Origin of the sequence: Nocardioides nematodiphilus (genome assembly GCF_020216525.1) — a bacterium.
Classification (GTDB): domain Bacteria; phylum Actinomycetota; class Actinomycetes; order Propionibacteriales; family Nocardioidaceae; genus Nocardioides; species Nocardioides nematodiphilus.
Genome location: NZ_JAIWOY010000005.1, coordinates 129118 through 148289 on the forward strand (window position 1 = coordinate 129118; position 19172 = coordinate 148289).

Annotated in this window: 22 protein-coding genes; 12 read left to right on the plus strand and 10 right to left on the minus strand. The window is 70.3% G+C overall.

Annotated features, from left to right (window positions below):
- Positions 1 to 160 precede the first annotated feature (160 nt).
- From KSO98_RS10535 to KSO98_RS10545, 3 genes are all read left to right on the plus strand, one after another.
- Positions 161 to 1057, plus strand: coding sequence for a JmjC domain-containing protein (locus KSO98_RS10535; protein ID WP_225285482.1), 897 nt, complete (start codon positions 161 to 163; stop codon positions 1055 to 1057).
- Positions 1012 to 1971, plus strand: coding sequence for a ferredoxin family protein (locus KSO98_RS10540; RefSeq protein WP_225285483.1), 960 nt, complete (start codon positions 1012 to 1014; stop codon positions 1969 to 1971). The genes KSO98_RS10535 and KSO98_RS10540 overlap by 46 nt, the downstream gene beginning before the upstream one ends.
- Before the next feature lie 85 nt (positions 1972 to 2056).
- Positions 2057 to 2632 carry a hypothetical protein gene (locus KSO98_RS10545; protein ID WP_225285484.1) on the plus strand — a complete coding sequence of 192 codons (576 nt, stop codon included), beginning with the start codon at positions 2057 to 2059 and terminating at the stop codon, positions 2630 to 2632.
- A gap of 3 nt (positions 2633 to 2635) precedes the next feature.
- On the opposite strand, the gene KSO98_RS10550 is transcribed toward KSO98_RS10545, so the two are convergent.
- Entirely contained in the window at positions 2636 to 3481 is an 846-nt protein-coding gene (locus tag KSO98_RS10550; RefSeq protein ID WP_225285486.1) for an aldo/keto reductase, read from the minus strand.
- Positions 3482 to 3652: 171 nt separating this feature from the next.
- On the opposite strand from KSO98_RS10550, the gene dnaK reads away from it, so the two are divergent.
- The 6 genes from dnaK to KSO98_RS10580 all read left to right on the plus strand — a co-directional run bounded on the left by dnaK (position 3653) and on the right by KSO98_RS10580 (position 9302).
- Entirely contained in the window at positions 3653 to 5509 is a 1857-nt protein-coding gene (gene dnaK, locus KSO98_RS10555) for a molecular chaperone DnaK (protein WP_225285487.1), read from the plus strand.
- On the plus strand, positions 5506 to 6078 hold the full coding sequence (gene grpE, locus KSO98_RS10560) for a nucleotide exchange factor GrpE (RefSeq protein ID WP_225285488.1): 573 nt from the start codon (positions 5506 to 5508) through the stop codon (positions 6076 to 6078). Before dnaK ends, grpE begins: the two co-directional genes overlap by 4 nt.
- Before the next feature lie 33 nt (positions 6079 to 6111).
- Positions 6112 to 7326 (plus strand): DnaJ C-terminal domain-containing protein, encoded by a 1215-nt coding sequence (locus KSO98_RS10565; RefSeq protein WP_225285489.1) that lies wholly within the window; start codon positions 6112 to 6114, stop codon positions 7324 to 7326.
- Positions 7327 to 7328: 2 nt separating this feature from the next.
- A complete protein-coding gene (locus tag KSO98_RS10570) occupies positions 7329 to 7775 on the plus strand; it encodes a heat shock protein transcriptional repressor HspR (protein WP_225285492.1) in 447 nt (148 codons plus the stop codon).
- Positions 7776 to 7986: 211 nt separating this feature from the next.
- Positions 7987 to 8253 carry a hypothetical protein gene (locus KSO98_RS10575; RefSeq protein ID WP_225285493.1) on the plus strand — a complete coding sequence of 89 codons (267 nt, stop codon included), beginning with the start codon at positions 7987 to 7989 and terminating at the stop codon, positions 8251 to 8253.
- A complete protein-coding gene (locus KSO98_RS10580) occupies positions 8253 to 9302 on the plus strand; it encodes a hypothetical protein (protein WP_225285494.1) in 1050 nt (349 codons plus the stop codon). Before KSO98_RS10575 ends, KSO98_RS10580 begins: the two co-directional genes overlap by 1 nt.
- Before the next feature lie 39 nt (positions 9303 to 9341).
- On the opposite strand, the gene KSO98_RS10585 is transcribed toward KSO98_RS10580, so the two are convergent.
- The 9 genes from KSO98_RS10585 to KSO98_RS10625 all read right to left on the minus strand — a co-directional run bounded on the left by KSO98_RS10585 (position 9342) and on the right by KSO98_RS10625 (position 16014).
- The gene (locus KSO98_RS10585; protein WP_225285495.1) at positions 9342 to 10022 is read right to left on the minus strand and encodes a DUF6230 family protein; all 681 of its coding nucleotides are present in this window, start codon (positions 10020 to 10022) and stop codon (positions 9342 to 9344) included.
- 68 nt (positions 10023 to 10090) lie between these two features.
- The gene (locus KSO98_RS10590; protein ID WP_225285496.1) at positions 10091 to 11077 is read right to left on the minus strand and encodes a hypothetical protein; all 987 of its coding nucleotides are present in this window, start codon (positions 11075 to 11077) and stop codon (positions 10091 to 10093) included.
- A complete protein-coding gene (locus KSO98_RS10595; RefSeq protein ID WP_225285498.1) occupies positions 11074 to 11484 on the minus strand; it encodes a DUF6114 domain-containing protein in 411 nt (136 codons plus the stop codon). The genes KSO98_RS10590 and KSO98_RS10595 overlap by 4 nt, the downstream gene beginning before the upstream one ends.
- On the minus strand, positions 11484 to 12224 hold the full coding sequence (locus KSO98_RS18905) for a DUF6230 family protein (protein WP_225285503.1): 741 nt from the start codon (positions 12222 to 12224) through the stop codon (positions 11484 to 11486). Before KSO98_RS18905 ends, KSO98_RS10595 begins: the two co-directional genes overlap by 1 nt.
- 112 nt (positions 12225 to 12336) lie before the next feature.
- Positions 12337 to 12819 (minus strand): DUF6114 domain-containing protein, encoded by a 483-nt coding sequence (locus tag KSO98_RS10605; protein ID WP_225285505.1) that lies wholly within the window; start codon positions 12817 to 12819, stop codon positions 12337 to 12339.
- Positions 12820 to 12833: 14 nt separating this feature from the next.
- The gene (locus KSO98_RS10610) at positions 12834 to 13634 is read right to left on the minus strand and encodes a DUF6230 family protein (protein WP_225285507.1); all 801 of its coding nucleotides are present in this window, start codon (positions 13632 to 13634) and stop codon (positions 12834 to 12836) included.
- Entirely contained in the window at positions 13631 to 14674 is a 1044-nt protein-coding gene (locus KSO98_RS10615; RefSeq protein ID WP_225285509.1) for a DUF6230 family protein, read from the minus strand. Before KSO98_RS10615 ends, KSO98_RS10610 begins: the two co-directional genes overlap by 4 nt.
- Before the next feature lie 62 nt (positions 14675 to 14736).
- On the minus strand, positions 14737 to 15279 hold the full coding sequence (locus KSO98_RS10620) for a DUF6114 domain-containing protein (RefSeq protein ID WP_225285510.1): 543 nt from the start codon (positions 15277 to 15279) through the stop codon (positions 14737 to 14739).
- A gap of 84 nt (positions 15280 to 15363) precedes the next feature.
- Positions 15364 to 16014 carry a DUF6230 family protein gene (locus KSO98_RS10625; RefSeq protein ID WP_225285512.1) on the minus strand — a complete coding sequence of 217 codons (651 nt, stop codon included), beginning with the start codon at positions 16012 to 16014 and terminating at the stop codon, positions 15364 to 15366.
- A 224-nt stretch (positions 16015 to 16238) separates the two neighbouring features.
- On the opposite strand from KSO98_RS10625, the gene lepB reads away from it, so the two are divergent.
- The 3 genes from lepB to KSO98_RS10640 all read left to right on the plus strand — a co-directional run bounded on the left by lepB (position 16239) and on the right by KSO98_RS10640 (position 19159).
- The gene (gene lepB, locus KSO98_RS10630; protein WP_225285513.1) at positions 16239 to 16838 is read left to right on the plus strand and encodes a signal peptidase I; all 600 of its coding nucleotides are present in this window, start codon (positions 16239 to 16241) and stop codon (positions 16836 to 16838) included.
- 105 nt (positions 16839 to 16943) lie between these two features.
- Positions 16944 to 18224 carry a DUF445 domain-containing protein gene (locus KSO98_RS10635; RefSeq protein WP_225285515.1) on the plus strand — a complete coding sequence of 427 codons (1281 nt, stop codon included), beginning with the start codon at positions 16944 to 16946 and terminating at the stop codon, positions 18222 to 18224.
- A complete protein-coding gene (locus KSO98_RS10640; RefSeq protein WP_225285516.1) occupies positions 18224 to 19159 on the plus strand; it encodes an Abi-alpha family protein in 936 nt (311 codons plus the stop codon). Before KSO98_RS10635 ends, KSO98_RS10640 begins: the two co-directional genes overlap by 1 nt.
- Positions 19160 to 19172: the final 13 nt, after the last annotated feature.

Genomic DNA, 19172 nt, shown 5'->3' on the forward strand with positions numbered 1-19172 from the left:
CACCGAGCCCCATCGCCTGACCGGCCTGTTCTCCCTGGAGGACGCCGACCGGCTGCTGACGGGCTCGGCGCTGCGCACGCCTGCGCTGCGCATCGCGCAGGACGGCGCGGTCCTGCCGGAGAAGCGGTTCACCCGGCACGCCACCATCGCCGGGCAGGCGATGAGCGGCCTGATCGACCCTGACAAGGCGCTCGCGCTCTTCCGCGACGGCGCCACCATCGTCTTCCAGGGGCTGCACCGCTACCACCAGCCGCTGGCCGATCTCGTCGCCGAGCTCGAGCTCGAGCTGGGCCATCCCTGCCAGGCCAACGCCTACCTCACACCGGCCGGGTCGCAGGGCTTCGCGGTGCACAGCGACAGTCACGACGTCTTCGTGTTCCAGACCGCCGGCGCCAAGGACTGGGAGGTCATCGCCGCCCGCGACACCGGCCGCACGGTCGAGGCGATCACGATGGAGCCCGGCCTCTCGCTCTACCTCCCGACCGGCACGCCGCACGCCGCCCGCGCTCAGCAGGCGGTCTCGCTGCACGTCACCATCGGGATCAACCAGCTCACCTGGCGCGGCCTGCTGCGTCGCACGGTCGAGGGCCTGCTGCCGCCCGACGACCATCTCCCCGCCGGCTACCTCGACGACCCCGGCGCGCTCCAGGACGGGCTCGCCGATCGGTTGCGCGAGCTCGCCGACGCGATCTCCGGGGTGGACGCGGACGAGGCCGCGGAGGCGGAGGTGCGGCGGTTCCTGACCACGCGCCCCGTACGGGTCTCCGGCGGTCTGCTCGACGCGGTCACCGAGATCGGCGACGACACCGTGCTGCGCCGGCGCGCAGGGCGACCCTGTGTGCTGCGCCGGAGGGCCGAGTCGGCTGTGCCGGAGGGCCGGGTCGACATGCTGTTGGGTGATCGGGTGCTGACCCTGCCGGCGCGTCTCCAGCCGGTGCTGCAGCACATCCGGGCCGCGGCGAGCTTCACCCCCGCCGAGCTCGAGCTGGACGAGCAGAGCCGGCTGGTGCTGTGCCGCCGGCTGGTGCGCGAGGGACTGCTCGAGGTGGCACGCTGAGCGACGACTTCCGCTGCTCGGTCGCCAGCGCCGCCCGGAGCGAGGGAGTCGCCGGCAGCGCCTCCACGGTTCCGGCGTTCCTGCTGCTGGAGCACCCCGGGCCGTGGGGCGTCGACGCGCTGCGCGACGCACGGTTCCCCGACGGGCTCGCCGAGGGGCTGCGCGCGCATGCGCACGCAGCCGGCGTACGCATGCTCCTGATCCGCCGGCCCGCGCGCACCGCGACCGCCGACGCGCCGCGGCGGCTCTTCGCGGTCCACGCGCGGGCGCCCTACTCCTGGACCGAGACCGCGATCCTCGACGACCCGCGAGCGGTGCTGGACCTCGACCTCCCGGCACTGCGCGCGGGTCGTTCGCTCGGACTGGCGGCGCACGACGAGCCGCTCTTCGCGGTGTGCACCCACGGGCGACACGATGCCTGCTGCGCCGAGCAGGGCCGGCCGGTGGCCGCCGCGCTCGCGCAGGCGCTTCCCGACCACACCTGGGAGGTCTCGCACCTGGGCGGCGACCGGTTCGCGGCCAACATGCTGGTCGCGCCGGACGGCCTCTACTACGGCCGCCTCACGCCCGAGTCGGCCGTCGCGATCGCGCGGGCGCGGCTGGCGGGGGAGGTCGAGCTGGACCACCTGCGGGGACGCACCTGCTACCCGATGCCGGTCCAGGCCGCCGAGATCGCGCTGCGCCGCCGTCTCGAGCTGTCCACACCCGATGGGCTTCGCCTCGTCTCGCGCTCGCAGAGCGGCGCGCCGGGTGACGGCGGGCTGCTCACCGAGGCGTCGTTCGCCCACGAAGGACACGCGTACCTGATCCGGGTGCGCAGCACCCACACGCCGCCGGTCACGCTGACGTGTCGCGCCGCGCGCGACCAGGTCGCGCTGCACCACGAGATCCTGGGGATCGACGACGTGACGTGATCGGCGCTCAGCGGGTTCGCCGCTCGTTGGGCGGGCCTGCGAAGATGGGCGGCGAAGCGCTCGAGCGAACGGTGGAAGGAAGCCTGTGCAGCTGCCCCAGGATGAGAAGCACCCGATCCTCGCCGGCCTGATCGCTCTGGTCGCGGTGACGTTCGCGGTCGGACTGGTGCTCGGCGCCGTGGCGATCGTCGGCACCCACGTCTTCGGCGTCGGTGATGACGGCGGGTCCTCCTCGGCCGGCCAGACGCTCTACCTGCCGACGCCCTCGTCGACCCCCACGCCCGACTCGCCGCTGGTCACCCTGGTGCCGTCCACGGAGACCGCCGAGCCGACCGAGGAGCCGGAGACCGCGACCGCGTCGCCGAGCCAGAGCCCGAGCGCCAAGGCCAAGCAGATCACCCTGTCGGCCGGCGAGACCTCGGTGGCACCGATGCAGCAGATCGACCTCAGCGGCGTCTACCCCGGCGGCGAGGGCGCGATCCTGCAGGTGCAGCGCAAGCTCGGCGGCACGTGGCAGGACTTCCTGTCGGTCGACGCCGCCGTCTCCGGCGGTCAGTTCGAGACCTACGTGCAGACCGGGCAGCTCGGTGTGCAGAAGTTCCGGATGAGGGACACGACGTCGGGGATCACCTCCAACGTCGTGTCCGTCACCGTCGGATAGGCCTTACGCGGGGATCCAGTCGAACGTGTCCGGGTTCGGACCCGTACGACCGGCCTCGCCCTTGTCGAGCGCCGCCACCGCGGCGATCTCCTCGGTGGTGAGCGCGAAGTCGAAGACGTCGATGTTCTCGGCGAGCCGCTCGCGGCGGGTCGACTTCGGGAAGACGATGTCCCCGCGGTCGAGGTGCCAACGCAGGATGATCTGCGCAGGCGACTTGCCGTAGCGCTCGGCCAGCCCGGTGATCACCGGGTCGTCGAGCTCGCCACCGCCCTGACCGAGAGGGGACCAGCCCTCGACCAGCGCGCCGTGGCGCAGGGTCGCCTCGCGCGCGGCGTTGTCGAAGTACGGGTGCACCTCGATCTGGTTGACGGCCGGGACGACGCCGGTGGCGGCGACGATCGTGTCGAGGTGGGCGGCCTGGAAGTTCGAGACGCCGACGGAGCGGGTGAGGCCCGCATCGCGCAGCTCGACCAGCGTCTCCCACGTACGGGTGAAGTTGCCGTCGTACCTGCTCGGCAGCGGCCAGTGGATGAGGAAGAGGTCGACCTGGTCGAGCTGGAGCTTCTCCAGGGACTGCTCGAGCGACTGCTTGGCGCGGGCCGGCTCGTGGAACCCGTTGTTGAGCTTCGTGGTCACGTAGACCTGGTCGCGGGCGAGGCCGGAGGCGGCGAGGGCCGAGCCGACACCCGCCTCGTTGCCGTACATCTGCGCGGTGTCGATGTGGCGGTAGCCCAGCTCGAACGCCTCACTCACCACGCGGTGGGTGTCGTCGGCGGGCACCTGCCACACGCCGAGGCCGAACTGGGGGATGGTCGTCTGGTCGTTGAGGGTCAGCGAAGGAACGCTCATGTCTGTCCCAACCGGGCATGGGGGGAGGTATTCCCTCGGGAATGGATTCGCATCGACCTCAGTTGGGACATATGAGCAAAGTTGAGTTGAGTTGGCTCAACTTATTTGCAACACTCGGATCTGCGGCGCAGGATGGCTGCAGAGCAACCACTTTCTTCGGAGGTAACACCCATGGCACGTGCGGTCGGCATCGACCTCGGCACCACCAACAGCGTGGTGTCGGTCCTGGAGGGCGGCGAGCCCACCGTCATCGCGAACGCGGAGGGCGCCCGTACGACCCCGTCCGTCGTCGCCTTCGCCAAGTCCGGCGAGGTCCTCGTCGGCGAGGTCGCCAAGCGTCAGGCGGTCACCAACGTCGACCGTACGATCCGCTCCGTCAAGCGCCACATGGGCACGGACTGGTCGGTCGAGATCGACGACAAGAAGTTCACCCCCCAGCAGATCAGCGCCTTCGTGCTGCAGAAGCTGAAGCGCGACGCCGAGGCCTACCTCGGTGAGCCGGTGACCGACGCCGTCATCACCGTGCCCGCGTACTTCAACGACGCGCAGCGCCAGGCGACCAAGGAGGCCGGCGAGATCGCGGGCCTCAACGTCGCGCGCATCGTCAACGAGCCCACCGCCGCCGCGCTCGCGTACGGCCTCGACAAGGGCGACGACCAGACGATCCTGGTCTTCGACCTCGGTGGCGGCACGTTCGACGTCTCCCTGCTCGAGATCGGCGAGGGCGTCGTCGAGGTCAAGGCGACCTCCGGTGACAACCACCTCGGTGGCGACGACTGGGACAACCGCGTCGTGGAGTGGATGGTCAGCAAGTTCAAGAACGCCAACGGCGTCGACCTGAGCGCCGACAAGATCGCCACCCAGCGCCTCCAGGAGGCCGCGGAGAAGGCGAAGATCGAGCTGTCCTCCAGCCAGAACACCACGATCCACCTGCCGTACATCACGCACGGCGAGTCGGGCCCGCTGCACTTCGAGGAGACGCTGACCCGCGCGGAGTTCCAGAAGATCACCGCCGACCTGCTCGAGCGCACCAAGGTGCCGTTCCAGAACGTCCTCAAGGACGCGGGCATCGCCCTGTCGGAGATCGACCACGTGGTCCTCGTCGGCGGCTCGACCCGCATGCCGGCCGTGACCGACGTCGTCAAGGAGCTGCTCGGCGGCAAGGAGCCCAACAAGGGCGTCAACCCCGACGAGGTCGTGGCCGTCGGTGCCGCGCTCCAGGCCGGTGTCCTCAAGGGCGAGGTCAAGGACGTCCTGCTCCTCGACGTCACGCCGCTCTCGCTGGGCATCGAGACCAAGGGCGGTGTCTTCACCACCCTGATCGAGCGCAACACGACGATCCCGACCAAGCGCTCCGAGATCTTCACGACCGCTGACGACAACCAGCCGTCGGTCGAGATCAAGGTCGCCCAGGGCGAGCGCGCGATCTGGGCGCAGAACCAGGCGCTCGGCAACTTCGAGCTCACCGGTCTGCCGCCGGCGCCGCGTGGCATCCCGAAGATCGAGGTCACCTTCGACATCGACGCCAACGGCATCGTGCACGTCTCCGCCAAGGACCAGGCGTCCGGCCGCGAGCAGTCGATGACGATCTCCGGTGGCTCGGCTCTCGGCAAGGACGAGATCGACCGGATGGTCCGCGAGGCCGAGCAGTACGCCGAGGAGGACGCCAAGCGTCGCGAGGCCGTCGAGGTCCGCAACCAGGGCGACTCGCTGGTCTACTCGACCGAGAAGTTCCTCGCCGACAACGGCGACAAGATCCCGGACGAGGTCAAGACCGAGGTCACCGCCGACGTCGACGCCCTCAAGGCGATCCTCGAGGACACCGAGGCCGACAAGGACGCCATCCAGGCCGCCATCAGCAAGCTCGGTGAGTCGAGCCAGAAGATGGGCGCCGCGATGTACGCCGCCGCGGAGGCCGAGCAGGCCGCTGCGGGTGGCGAGGCCGGCGCCGGCGGTGCCACGAGCGAGGCCGACGACGACGTCGTCGACGCCGAGATCGTGGACGAGCCGGGCGACGAGTCCAAGTGACCGAGGGCAACGGCCAGGACGCGGTCCAGCCGGCGGAGCCCGACACGGGCTCCGTCGGCGGGGACGAGGTCGAGGAGTCGCTCGGCGACGCGGCCCCGGCCGCGGGCGCCGTCGATGACGCGGCCGGTGGTGCGCCGGAGGGTGACACCCTGACCGCCAAGATCGACGAGCTGACCGGTGACCTGCAGCGGCTCCAGGCCGAGTACGTCAACTACCGCAAGCGCGTCGACCGCGACCGCGAGCTGGTGGCCGAGAACGCCACGTACAAGGTGCTCGCGCCGATCGTCGAGGTGCTCGACACGATCGACCGGGCCCGCGAGCACGGCGATCTGTCGGAGGACCTGAAGCAGGTCGCCGACCAGCTCGAGCGGGTCGTCACGGCCCAGGGGCTGAGCAAGTTCGGTGAGCCTGGCGAGGCGTTCGACCCGCAGCTGCACGAGGCGCTCTCGCACCTCGGCGCGGACGCCTCGGTCGAGGTGACCACCGTCAAGGTGCTGGCCAAGGCCGGCTACCGGATCGGTGATCGGGTGGTCCGGGCCGCTCAGGTCCTGGTCGTCGATCCCGAGTAACGAAGCAACGAAGCAGGAAGGGAAGGAGGAGGGGTGGCGGACGAGTCTGTCCGGTCCGACTGGGCCACGAAGGACTTCTACAAGGAGCTCGGTGTCAGCAAGGACGCGAGCGCCGACGAGATCAAGAAGGCCTACCGCAAGCTGGCCCGGGAGAACCACCCCGACTCCAACCCCGACGACGCCGCGAAGCACGAGCGGTTCAAGCGGGTCGCGGAGGCGTACGACGTCGTCGGTGATGAGGCCAAGCGCAAGAAGTACGACGAGATGCGCTCGCTCTACGGCGGCGGCTTCGGCTTCGGCGGCGGTCAGGGCGGCGGCTTCCCGGCGGGGAGCGGCGCCGGTCGCGGCTACAGCTTCGAGGACCTCTTCGGCGATCGGGGCCAGAGCGGCGGCGGTGGGTTCGGCGACATGTTCGGCGACCTCTTCGGCGGCGGCGCGACCACCGGCGGTGGCTTCGGCACCCGCCGCACGCGCGCCCGAGCCACCAAGGGTCAGGACGTCGAGTCGACCGCGACGATCGGCTTCAACGAGTCGCTCGAGGGCGTCACGATCTCGCTGCGCCTGACCTCGGACGCGCCGTGCCCCGACTGCTCCGGCACCGGCGGCAAGCCCGGCACCAAGCCGAAGGTCTGCCCCGAGTGCGACGGCGCCGGATACATCGTCAACGGCGTGGGCGGCGCCTTCTCGCTCAACGAGACCTGCCCGCGCTGCGGTGGGCGGCAGCTGATCTACGACGAGCCGTGCCCGACCTGCATGGGCAGCGGCCGCGGCACCTCGGCGCGCACGATCCAGGCCCGCATCCCCGCTGGGGTGAAGGACGGCCAGCGGATCCGGCTGCGCGGCAAGGGCGGCGCCGGAGAGAACGGCGGCCCGGCGGGCGACCTGTACGTCACCGTCCGCGTCACCGGCCACCGGGTCTTCGGCCGCAAGGGCGACAACCTCACCATCGACGTACCGATCTCCTTCGACGAGGCGGCGCTCGGCGCGGAGATCAAGATCCCGACCCTGACCGGTGCCCCGGTCACGCTCAAGATCCCGTCCGGTACGCCCAACGGCCGCACGTTCCGGGTCCGCGGCAAGGGCGCGCGCAAGGCGGACGGCACGGTGGGCGACCTGCTCGCGACCGTCGAGGTGCAGGTGCCCGCGGTGCTTGACGCGACCGCCCGCGCGGCGGTCGAGGCCTACCGCGACGCGACCGCGCACAAGCCGTTGCGCAGCAAGCTCTTCGACGACCCGTCGCAGGCGTAGCCGTGCCTGCCCGTCCCGGCGAGGCCGGCCAGCGAGCGCCCGATCCCGGGCAGGCGGTCTACGTCATCTCGGTCGCCGCCGAGCTGACCGGGCTGCACCCGCAGACGTTGCGCACGTACGAGCGGATGGGGCTGATCACGCCGGGGCGCACCGGAGGCGGCGGGCGCCGCTACTCCCACCGCGACCTGGAGCTGTTGCGCACCATCGCCGACCTGACCTCCTCCGGCATCGGCATCGAGGGCGTCCGTCGCATCCTCGAGCTCGAGCACCAGGTGGACGCGCTCAGCGCCCGCAACGAGGAGCTCCTCGCCGAGCTGGCCACGACCCGCGAGCTGCTCCGCGACGCTCTGGCCGCGCGTCGTGCCGGTGCGGCCGCCGCGTCCCGCGTGCCGGCGATCCGGCCGCCCGAGCCCGGGCAGTCGGTCGTGGTGTGGCGGCGCGGGCGCTGACCCTGGGTCCCGGTGTCCGGCTCGGGTCCCGGCTCAAATGGCCCGTCCGGGCCGTATGCCCTGGGCTGTGACGCCCCGCACACTACTGACGAGTAGCCCATCGGGTCCGTGGCAGCGGATCCGGGCTGCTTAAGGTCGCTCGGGTCCCGGCCGATCAGTGTCACTGCGCTAGTCGAACCTGGGGAGATACGGCATGGATGTAGGCGGCGGCATGGGTCCGGCCAGCGGAACCGGCGCACTCCCGAGCCAGAACGCCGAGGTCATCGCGTCGATCGCGGATCGCCTCGGCACCGAGCCCGACGCGTTCGACGGCCTCGGCGAGCTCGACGCCGGCCAGCTCTGGCAGCTCGACGCCGCGATCGGGCTCGCCCTCGCGGTCGAGGCGAAGAACATCGAGTCCGGCATCGCGAACGCGCTCGAGGCGCTGCCATGGCCGGTCCGCGGACCCGCCCGCGCGATCCTCGGTGAGAGCGCCTGATGCACAAGGGATCGCGTCTCGAGGTCGCCAAGCTCGCCCAGGTGCTCACCGTCGACCCTGCTCACTTCGCCTTCCTCGCCGACGTCCCGGCCGTCACGATCCGCTCCCTGCGTCATGAGGTCGAGCTGGCCTCCTACCGCCGGCACGAGTCGCGGTTCGACCGCATCGCGGCGATCGCCAAGCTCGTACCGCCGGGCGTGCTCGCCGCCATCGTGCAGAAGTCGATGGGCCCCCAGGTCGCCGCCCGCGTCGCCGGCGCGATGGCCGTCGAGGACGCCGTCAAGATCGCCCGCCACCTCGACCCCGAGTTCATCGCCGACATGGCGCCCTCGCTCGACCCGCGCCGGATCGGCCCGATCGCCGCGCAGCTCTCCGACGAGCTGATCGTCGAGGTCGGCCGGCTGCTGCTGCGCCGCCGGCAGTACGTCACGGCCGGCCGCCTCGTCCCGGTCATCACGCTGACCGCGCTCGAAGAGCTGGTCGGGCTGATCGGTGGCTCCGAGATCCTCCAGATCGCGCTGTACGTCGACGACCCGAAGGACCTCGAGCGCGTCGTCGACCTGCTCGCCGACGACCGGCTCTTCGACATCGTCCAGGCCGCGGCCATCAATGCCCACCTCGACGAGGCGGTCATGCTGGTGGAGTCGCTCCCCGTACGGCAGGCCGCTCGGATCATCGGACAGGCCGCGCACCAGACGGAGGGCGTGCGCAACATCGTCATCGACACGGTCGCTCGCAACCGCACCTGGGACGCCATCCTCCCGGCGCTGGCCCTGCAGCCGGCCGAGCTGCTACCCCTGCTCGCCAACGTCCCGGCCACGATCGACCCCGCCGTCATGGCCGAGGTGCTCGCCGTGGCCCGCAAGCTCGACCTCGGTCGTTGGCTGGTCCTGCTGGTGGTCTCGCTCGACGACGACCACATCGATGCGCTCAGCAAGAGCGAGGCGCTGCAGGACCCGGAGAGCGTCGCCTGGCTGATCGAGAACCTCGGCAGCTCGCGCCGCCTGGTCAAGGGCATGCTGCGCGACCTCGGTGCGGCCGCCGTCTGACCCGCCGGGCGACGGGACCGTGGCCGCCCGGGCGGGCCGTCAGTAGACGATCGGGATGTTCTTGCAGCCGACGTTCGCGGCCGTGTCGTGTAGGACCTCGATCTTCAGGCCCTTGATGTTGATCGGCCCCTGGATGATGGCGTCGTAGATGTCGCCCTTGACGTTGTAGAGGTCGCCGACGTCCGAGTCGATTCCGAAGAGCCGGCCGTCGATGGCGGTGTAGTCCTCCGGCGCGTCCAGCGGATTGGTCACGTCGACGCCGCCGCTCTGCCAGGTGGTGATCGTCTGCGGGGCGACCCCGAGCGCGACATTCCCCGCGAGGGTGATGCCGTTGCCCGACGTGTTGGGGGTGCCGGCCGAGGATGCCGACGTGACGTCGAACTGGACGTTCTGTCCGGCCACGTCGTAGGAGTTCGTGACGGTGTCGCGCGACGTCAGCCGGATGGTCCAGGTGCCCAGGACCCCTCCGAAGTCCTTCGACTGGGACAGGCAGAAGCCGTCGAGCGCGCCATTGGCGAAGCCCATCCGCAGCGCGTACTTCGTCGAGTCGCCCGACGTGCTGCGCGAGGTGATCGGGACGATGCCGAAGCCGACGTTGGTCGTGTGGAGCCGTGCGGTGTTGAACTGCGCCTTCTGGTCCTGGACCACGAGGCCCAGGCCGCCCAGGCCCATCACGCGGCCGGCCCACATCTGTGAGCCGAGGCCGACCAGCGCGGCCACGCCGATCGCCTGCAGGGTGAGGGATGTCCGCCAGCGTGTGCCCGTGCGCCGAGGGGGCGTGGTCGCTGTCATGGCGTCACACCGATGTTCGTGCTGGGCAGGTTGAGCGTGGTCGGCGTGCCCGTGCAGTCGCTGCCCTTGTTGGTGTTCATGTAGTAGACCCAGCCGTCGAGCTCCAGACCGGGCACACCGCTCATCGTCGCGATCGAGGAGAGGATCGAGCCCCAGAGGCTGTTGTCACCGGCCAGCTGGCCGACGCTCGTGTTGATGCTGAAGACGTTCACCTTGATGTGGGTGTCAGCCCGCAGCCACAGATCCGTGTAGACGCAGGAGTCGCCGATGTTCCAGCCGGCGGTGCTCTGATCCGCGGGCGTGAAGGTCAGCGAGTACTGACCGGTCCCGGCGGCCGTGGGCGATGCGGGGTCCGCTTGGGGTGTGACGGTCATGTAGGCGTTCTTCGAGATCTTGAGGTTCTTCAGCCGCATGTGGACGAGCATCGCGTTGCTGTCCTGGGTACGCCCGCTCGGCCAGCCGAGGTGGCTGTACTGGTTGCTGGCGGTCCCGCAGGAGAAGAACCCGGTGTTGCCGTAGTAGCTGGCATTGCTCGGCCCGGCCGACTGGGTGCCGTCGGCGAACTCCAGGATCGTCGGCTTCGCGAGGGTGGTGTCCGAGGTGACGCCGATCGAGCACCCGCTGTTGGAGAAGGTGTACCTCCCGTCGGGGAAGGTGATCCCATCGGTCGTGAACTGCGTGGTGAGACCCGCGACGCTTCCGCCCGTGCCGCCGTCGCTGTAGCCGAGCCGCATGTGGATCGGAGCGTCGGGGATGCAGGGGGTGACCGTCGTGCCGTTGCCGAGCGAGAGGGTGTTGCCGTTCACGAGGCCGCTGTACGAGGTCGGCGTCCTCGGGCAGGTCGCGAGCGCGGCGTGGGCGGCATCGCCCTCCTGTCCGGGGTGCGGCCACAGGGCGATCGCCGTCACGAGGACGCAGACCGTGAGCGCGACGATCCAGCGTTGGGCGCCATCGGACTGGACGATGCGCAGCGGGCCGCTCATGCCGCCCTCGTCCTCTTGCGTCGCCGTCCGCGCTCGAGCCGCGCGGGCTTGTCGCCCCACGCGATGATCATCGAGGAGCCGACAATGCCCAGGAGGCTGCCGACGAGGTAGCCGCCGAGGTCAGCGACGGGGAAGGCCGCGATGGCGAGCAGGAAGGCCACCACGCCGGCCAGCATCCGGTAGTTGGGCGCGAGCCAGGCGACGACGCCGAAGACGATGAGGCTGCCGCCCACGACGTAGCCGGCGGAGTAGCTCCACCCGCCGTTGAGAGCGATCCCGAGGGGGAAGCTCATCACCTTGACGATCCATGCTCCGGCGACGATGGTCCAGAGTCCGCCCCAGAAGGGACGGCTCCGACGGAACGCGGCGAAGAGGATCCGTGCCTCGCGTCGTGCCTTCGTCGCCATCAGCTGCAGTCCGCTTGGGTCAGGGCTCCGGGGCGCACCCGGATGCGAAGGTTCGGCAACGAGATGGATCCTTGGAGATTGAGGCCGTAGGTGTTCGCGGCCGTGCCGGAGAGGTTGAGCTGTCCGGCGTAGATGCCGAAGTCGCCGGCGGTGGGCGTGCGACCGCCGCCGCCGGTGGGCCAGTTGCCGATTCCGGCATAGCTGGGTCCGTTGACCTGATCGGCCGTGATGCCGAGGTCGAGGCCGGCCACCTGGAACCCGTAGGCCGTCAGCAGCTGGGAGTTCAGGTAGCCGTAGTCGCCGTGCACGATGTCCGGGTCGGTGGTCGGGTTGAGCACCTGCCCGGCCGCGTTGATCTTGGCGCTGACCGTGCCCGCGGCCGCGCTCGACCCGTACGGGCTCGGGGGAGGCGTGCTCGTGTCGAAGGCGTTGCCCCCCGTCGGGTCGGGGACGGGCATGCCGGCGGTGAGCACCATCGACATCGCGAACGGCGTGGACTGCTGCTTGATCACGCAGAGGCCGACCAGGTTGAGGGTCTTGATGCCGAGCTCGGCGGCCACCTGTCCACCGGCCGTCGAGGTGCCCGGTGCCATGAACCCTGCGGCCTGCTGGGCCTCGAGGTAGTTCGTGTAGATCGCGGCCGTGCTGTCCATGGTGGTGAAGTTGACGGCCAGCAGGTTGGCGGAGACCAGGCCGTACATCGCGCCGACCATGGCCGTTCCCCCGAGCGCGATCGGCACGGCCCGGATCCGCGTGCCGCGGCGCCTGGCGGCGTCGGCGAGGAGCCGTGCGCGGGCTCGGCGACAGCGGTCAGCGAATGTGAGGCCTTCTCGTCCGTGCTGCATCGATGACTCAATCCGTCGACGTCGTCTTCGCCAGGTGACGCCTGCTCGGCTTCTTCGGTCCCCACGACCAGATCATCGAGGCGCCGACGACGCCCACGACGCTGCCGAAGAGGTAGCCGCCGAGGTTGGCGGCGGGGAAGGCGCCGAGCGCGACCAGGAACGCGAGGATCCCGGCCAGACCCCGGTAGTGCGGAGCGAACCAGGCGACCAGGCCGAAGAGGATGAGACCGCCGCCCATCACGTAGCCGGCCGAGTAGGACCAGCCTCCGGTCAGGGCGAGGCCGATGTCGAACGACATCGCCTTGATGATCTCGGCACCCGCGACCATGGTCCACAGGCCGCCCCAGAAGGGCCGGGTGCGGCGAAACGCGCGGAACCACTGACGCACCACGGCGAGGAGGCCGAGGGCCCGGCCGCGGCGGGGCTGCTCGACCCGCCGCAGGGCCCGGCTCCCTGGGCGCTCCTCCACCGTCGTGAGGTCGTCCGTCATGTGACTCGCCTCGCTCATGATGCCGATGTCGGGCAGGAGGACTGGGTGGCATCGCCCGGGACGACGAGGATCCTCAGCCCGGGCAGGTTGATCGATCCGGCCAGGTTGATGCCGTACGACGATCCGTTGAGGTAGCCGATGTTCAGGTGTTGTGCCATGAGACCGAAGTTGCCTGCCTTCGGCGCGTTGGCGCCGCTCTGTGGCCAGGCGCCGGAGGACAGCGCCGTCGCCGTGTCCGGGGCGTTCTGACCGAGGTTGAGACCGGAGATCTTGTTGCCGTACCCGGTGAGGTTGTTGGTGTTGAGGAAGAGGTCGCTGGCATCGATGGTGCTCGCGTCCGACGTCAGCGTGCCGTCGGAGGCCAGCGGCACGAGCGCGCCGGTCCCGTCCACGAACGTGCCGCTCGAGGTGGAGAACGACGCCGAGACCGACGCCCCCGCCTTGATGATCAGCGAGACCTTGCCGACCGCCGGCAGCGTCTCGTGCGCGATCGCGCACAGGCCGTCGAGCTTCGCCGTCTTGATGCCGATCTCGGCGACGCCGGTCTGCCCGACGACCGTGGCGGAGGTGTTCTGGGCGATGTAGCCGCCCGCGGAGACGCCCTGGATGTAGTTGGAGTAGATCTGGAAGGTCTGGTCGGTGGTGGTGAAGTTGACCGCGAGCACGCTCGCGTCGACCAGGCCGTACATCGCCGCGAGCGCTCCCAGCCCGATGCCGGTCATGGCGGCCGCACGCACGGGCCGCACGCCGTCGACCGTCGGACCGGTGTAACGGCGACGGTCGCGCAGCGCGCGGATCCACCCGAGCGGCGTCATGAGCAGTCCGCCTGACCCTTCAGGCCGGTGACGACTTGAATGCTCAGCGCCGGCAGGTTGATGTTCCCGGCGAGGTCCAGGCCGTACGTGGAGCCGGACAGGCCGGCGACGTTCAGCTGATTGGCGTAGAGACCGAAGTTGCCGGCCGTGGGCGCGGTCTGTCCGGCGGGCCACGAGCCGGTGCCCGGTGAGCCCGGCGTTCCTCCGGTCAGGCCGGCGTACGAGGCGACGTCGGCGGCGTTCTGGCCGAGGTTGAGGCCGCTGATCAGGTTGCCGTAGCCGCTCAACGCGTTGGAGTTGAGGAAGAGCTGATTGGCGTTGATCAGGCCGGGCGTCGTGCCGGGCAACTGGCCGGTGCCGCTGACGGACAGGGTGTTGCCGCTCGCGAGGGTCACCGACGTGCCCGCGCTGGCGGTCGTCATGCCGCTGTAGCTGTCCGGGATCGTCTGGCCGCCGCTGCTCCCGTTCCCCCCGTAGTTGTTGATCCCGGAGCGGATCATCAAGGAGACGTTGCCGATCACCGGAAGCTTCTCGTGGGCGATCGCGCACAGGCCGGCGAGCTGGGCGGTGTTGATGCCCAGCTCGGCCACCGCGCACTGGGCGTTCGTGGCGGTTCCACCGGTCACGGAGTTCGCCGAGTCGCCGGAGGCGTTCTGGGTGCACGAGTCGCTCGATGCGTTCTTGCGGGTCGTCGTGGACAGGAAGCCCGCGGCGTAGCGCGCGTCGAGGTAGTTCGAGTAGAGGCCGAACTGGTTGTCCGAGGTCGTGAAGTTCACCGCGAGCACGTTGGCGGCGACGAGCTGCCACATCGTGAAGAGTGCGGCGAAGCCGACGCCTGCCGCGAAGACGCCACGTCGGCGGCTGCCGTGGTTCGAGCCGGCCGCCTCGTCGTGCATCCGACGCGAACGCTCGCCGACCTGGTCCCACAGCCGGCGGGCCGTGGTGCGCGCCGCGGCGGCGTTGCGATGGGCGAGCGAACGGACCGTGCCCGTGGGCGCGCTCGACGCGCGAGCCCCGTCGCGGTGGCGGCTGTGCTTCATGGTGCGCTCCCTCGTACGTGACGCCGCCCTCCCAAGCGGCGTCGGGGTGATGCTCGGAGGATTCAGGCGGCGATGCCGCTGTGCTTGCCCCGCGCCTTGGCGGCGCGGGCGAGCTCGCGGCGTGCGGACCGCGTGGCCTCACGCTCGGCGAACCGGGCGAGCTGCTTGTCGGAGTACGGCGTCCACCCGAACACCATCGACGCGCCGAGGATGCCGCAGACCATGCCGACGATCCAGCCCCCGAGGTTGGCCAGCGGCAGCGATGCGATCGAGAGCATCGCGGCGACGAGCGCGGGGAAATGACGCTGGCTCGGCGCGAAGAGCGCGACGAGGGCCGCGGCGGCGATGCCGCCCGAGATCAGCAGCGGCGTGAGCGCCCGGGCGCCGATCGTGGTGATGAACGCGAAACCGCTGCCCATCAGCGGGAAGGCGATCAGGTAGGACCCGAGGAGCAGCACCAGGGCGCCCCAGAAAGGACGAGTACGGCGCAGGTGCCGGAAGCCTAGACGGAGCCGGCGCGGCAGGCCGAGCGCATCGCCGCGGCCGCTCGTCGGGGTGCGCGGGACGCGCGTGGCGTCGCTCGGCTCGATGTTGGACGTGGTCATCATGCCCTCCCAGACACACGATGGCTGTGGTGGCGCCCGAGCGGACTCGGGCGCCACCCGGTGGCGCTCAGAGAGCGCCCATGCTCACTGGAGCGAGATGCCGAGCGACAGGTCGTCGAGCGCCAGGCCGCTGAGCGTGATCGCGTAGGCGTCGGCGTTGACGTTGTTGAGCGTCGCCTGGCCGGACTGGAGCGCGAAGGCGTCGGCGTTGTACGCCGGGTCGTTCGCGGCCGTGACGCCCGCCTGCTGCTCGGTGATGCCGAGCTTGACGTTCGTCAGCGAGGCGGCCGAGTTGCTCGCGTTGGAGCCGTCGACGGCGGCATCCGCGTCGCTCACGGTGAGGTCCTTGGCGTTCAGGACGACGCCCGGGAGGCTGACGGTGTGGTCGCTGGAGTCGATCTTGATCTGGGCGACCTTGCCCAGAATCGGCAGCGACGGCGTCAGCGCAGTGATGTGCACGCCGTCGGCGACCGTGGCCGGACCGGTCTCGGCGTAGATGGCCTCCTTGTTGGCCGGCGTCGTGGAGCCGACCGAGGCGCCGCCCGCGGCGACCTTCAGCGAGTCACTGCTGATCTGGTTCGACTGCAGCGTGAACGCGTCGGCCGAGGCCAGCGTCGCGCTGATCATGCCCTGCACGATCGCCACGCCGAGACCGGCCGAGACGACGGCGGACGGCACGGCGACCATCGCGAAGCGGCCCAGACGTGTGCGGCCCTCTCCCTTTAACTTGGACATAAGCCCTCCCCTTTTCGCGCGGCTCGTCCCTCAACGAGCAGCTCTCCCTTTACTCCCCAGGACTGCGTGTCCCGGGTATCCCGAGCATGGGCAGCGTGGCGGACTTCACAAGCTACTGTCAAGTAAGTTCTCCCCGACGCGTACGCTGCCGACCGGCATCGCGCAGGGAGAGGGCTGGGGGAAGCGTGAAGTTTTACGCTCGCGACGCGCGGGGCGTCGTTCGGATGGTGCTTGGCGTCGCGGCGGTGGCGGTCTTCCTGCTCGCCATGCTCACCGTGGTCGTGGGGCTGACGTTCTCGGTACAGGTCAGTGGTCACAGCATGGAGCCGACGCTGCACAACGGGGATCGCCTGGAGGTCAACCTCCTTCAGCGACATGACATCCATCGCTTCGACCTGGTCGAGGCGATCGAGCCGGCGTACCCCGGCAGCGCCGGCGGCCTGGCGATCGTCAAGCGGGTCATCGCCCTGCCGGGTGATCGCATCGCGATCGCGGGCGGCGAGCATCCCGTCGTCTACCTGCGCCCCGCTGGTGAGAAGGGGACGTTCCGCGTCGACAATCCGGCCTGGCCGACCCGGATCGGCGCCGACACCGCGAGCTGCTGCACCAAGGGACTGACCGGCGGTGACAAGGAGCGGTGGCGGACCCTGTCCGCGGACGACTACTTCGTGATGGGCGACAACTGGGGCGGCTCCACCGACTCCCGCGTCTTCGGGCCGATCCCGGAGGACTCCATCAAGGCCAAGCTCAGCTTCCGGATCCTGCCCCGGAGCCGCTTCGGGAGCATCGCGAACACGGTCAAGCTCGTCCCGATGACCCCTTAGTCCCCGAAAGCTATGGCCGATTGCACTACTGGCCAGTAGTGTCCCGGCTCGGGAGCAGGGACGTGGCCGTGATCATTCGCCGGCCGCACGGGGAGGAGCTACGCCTTGGACATCAACTGGGTCCATTTCTGGTCGGTCCCGATCTTCACAGCCGTCATCGGCTGGCTGATCAACTGGACCGGTCTGATGATGCTGTTCGCGCCGATCCACTTCCACGGATTCAAGATCCCGGGGCTCAAGGACGTCGCCGGCAGTCTGCCGCGCAAGCTGCAGGAGGTCCCGGGGATCCTGCGCGGAAGCCTGGGCTGGCAGGGCATCGTGCCGGCGCGCGCCGCCAAGATGGGCAGCATCGCGGTCGACAAGGCGCTGTCGAAGATGGCGACCGCCAGCGACTTCTACCAGCACCTCGAGCCGGACGTGATCGCCGAGCACATCGTCTCGGTCTTCGCCCCCGAGGTGCCCCTGCTGGTCGACGAGATCATGTGGCGCGAGCACCCGCGCTTCTGGCGTGACCTGCCCCGGCCCGTGCGGGCGACGGTGATCGAGCGCGTCCAGCGCCAGCTGCCGAGCATCGTGCGCAACGTGACCGCCGAGATCGGCAATCACATCGACCAGCTGGTCGACCCGAAGATCATGGTCATCGACAACTTCGAGAAGAACCCCTCGATCGTCGTGCGGATCTTCAAGGACTTCGGCCGGCGCGAGCTGCGGATGATGGTCATCTTCGGCTTCGTCTTCGGCTTCCTGCTCGGCATCCCGGTCGCCTTGATCGACCAGGCGTTCCACCAGGCCTGGCTGCTGCCCGTCCTGGGCATCGCCGTCGGCTGGACCACCAACCTGCTCGGCATGTGGCTGATCTTCGAGCCGGCCAACGAGATCAAGATCGGCCCGTTCAGGCTGCAGGCGCTGTTCGCCCGCCGCCAGTGGGAGGCCAGCGACGTGTACGGCAAGCACATCGCCATGGACGTGATCACCCTCGAGCGGATAGGCGACCACCTGCTCAACGGTCCGTCCGGCGACCGCAGCCGCCAGATGCTCGCCGCAGCCCTGATGCCCGCCATCGACGCCGCGGTCGGTCGCGGCCCCGCCGCCGGCGCGGTCCGGATCGCCGTGGGACCGCGCAAGTTCGACTCCATCAAGACCTCGGTGGCGCAGCAGGCCGTCGACTACACGCTGACGCCCCTGCGTGACGCCGCCTTCAGCGAGCGCCAGTCCGTCAAGATCCGTGCGCTCATCGCCGAGCGCTGTCGCGCGCTCCCCGCGCCGGTCTTCGTCGAGATGATGCGTGCCGCGATCAAGGAGGACGAGTGGCTGCTCTACGCCCACGGGGCGATCATGGGCCTGGCGGGCGGCTTCATCCATCTGGCGATCTTCGGAGTGGGCTGATGACGATGGCTCCTGAGCGTGTCCCCGCACCCGTACCGGCACCGGTGGTCGTGCCTTCGGCTGCCGCGGTCCCGGCCGCGCGAGCACCGCTGCGCGGCAGCATGCGCGCCCTGCCCGGCGTGCTCCGGATCGGCGGCGGCGTGGTCGCCCACGCCGCGGGCTGGTCGGCCGTCGCGTACGTCCGCACCACCGCCCGGCTGGCGAAGGCCGCGGTCGACCCGCGTGAGGCCGCCGTGCTCAGCGACGAGCTCAGCATGGTCGCCGGGCAACTCACCGAGTTCGCGAAGACCATCGCCAAGGGCGGCCCGATCTCCGAGGCGGTCGAACGCTGGGGACTGCCCGCCCTGGAGCGTGCCCGTGCGCTGCTCGAGCACGAGGAGGCCCGGCCCGGCGTCGCCGCGCTGGCCGAGCTGCGTCGCGAGGGCGAGGCGCTGCTGCGCCGCAGCCGCGACGTCTGGGCCGACGAGCAGCGCCACCCCGCGTACGCCGGCATCCTGCGCGACCTCGCGCCGGACGAGGCGCGCATCCTGGTCCTGCTGCTCAAGGACGGTCCGCAGCCCGCGGTCGACGTCCGCCTCGGCGGCGCCGCCGGCCGGCTCAAGTCCGAGCGGACCCTGGCCCGCGGGCTCACGATGATCGGCCCGCGCTCCAGCGTGCGCTACCCCGAGTCGGTGCCGCAGTACCTCAACAACCTCACCCGCCTGGGCCTGGTGTGGCAGTCGCCCGAGCCGATCGGCGACCTCCTGCGCTACCAGGTCATCGAGGCCCAGCCGGACGTGCTGGACGCGGTCCACGCGGTCCGTACGGCCAAGGTGATCCGGCGCTCGATCCACCTGACGCCGTTCGGTCAGGACTTCGCCCGGGTCTGCTTCGCGGAGGCCGAGGAGCTCGCCGCGTTGCCGCAGCACGAGGCGCCGCCGGAGGCGATCGAGTGAGCGACAGGGCGAG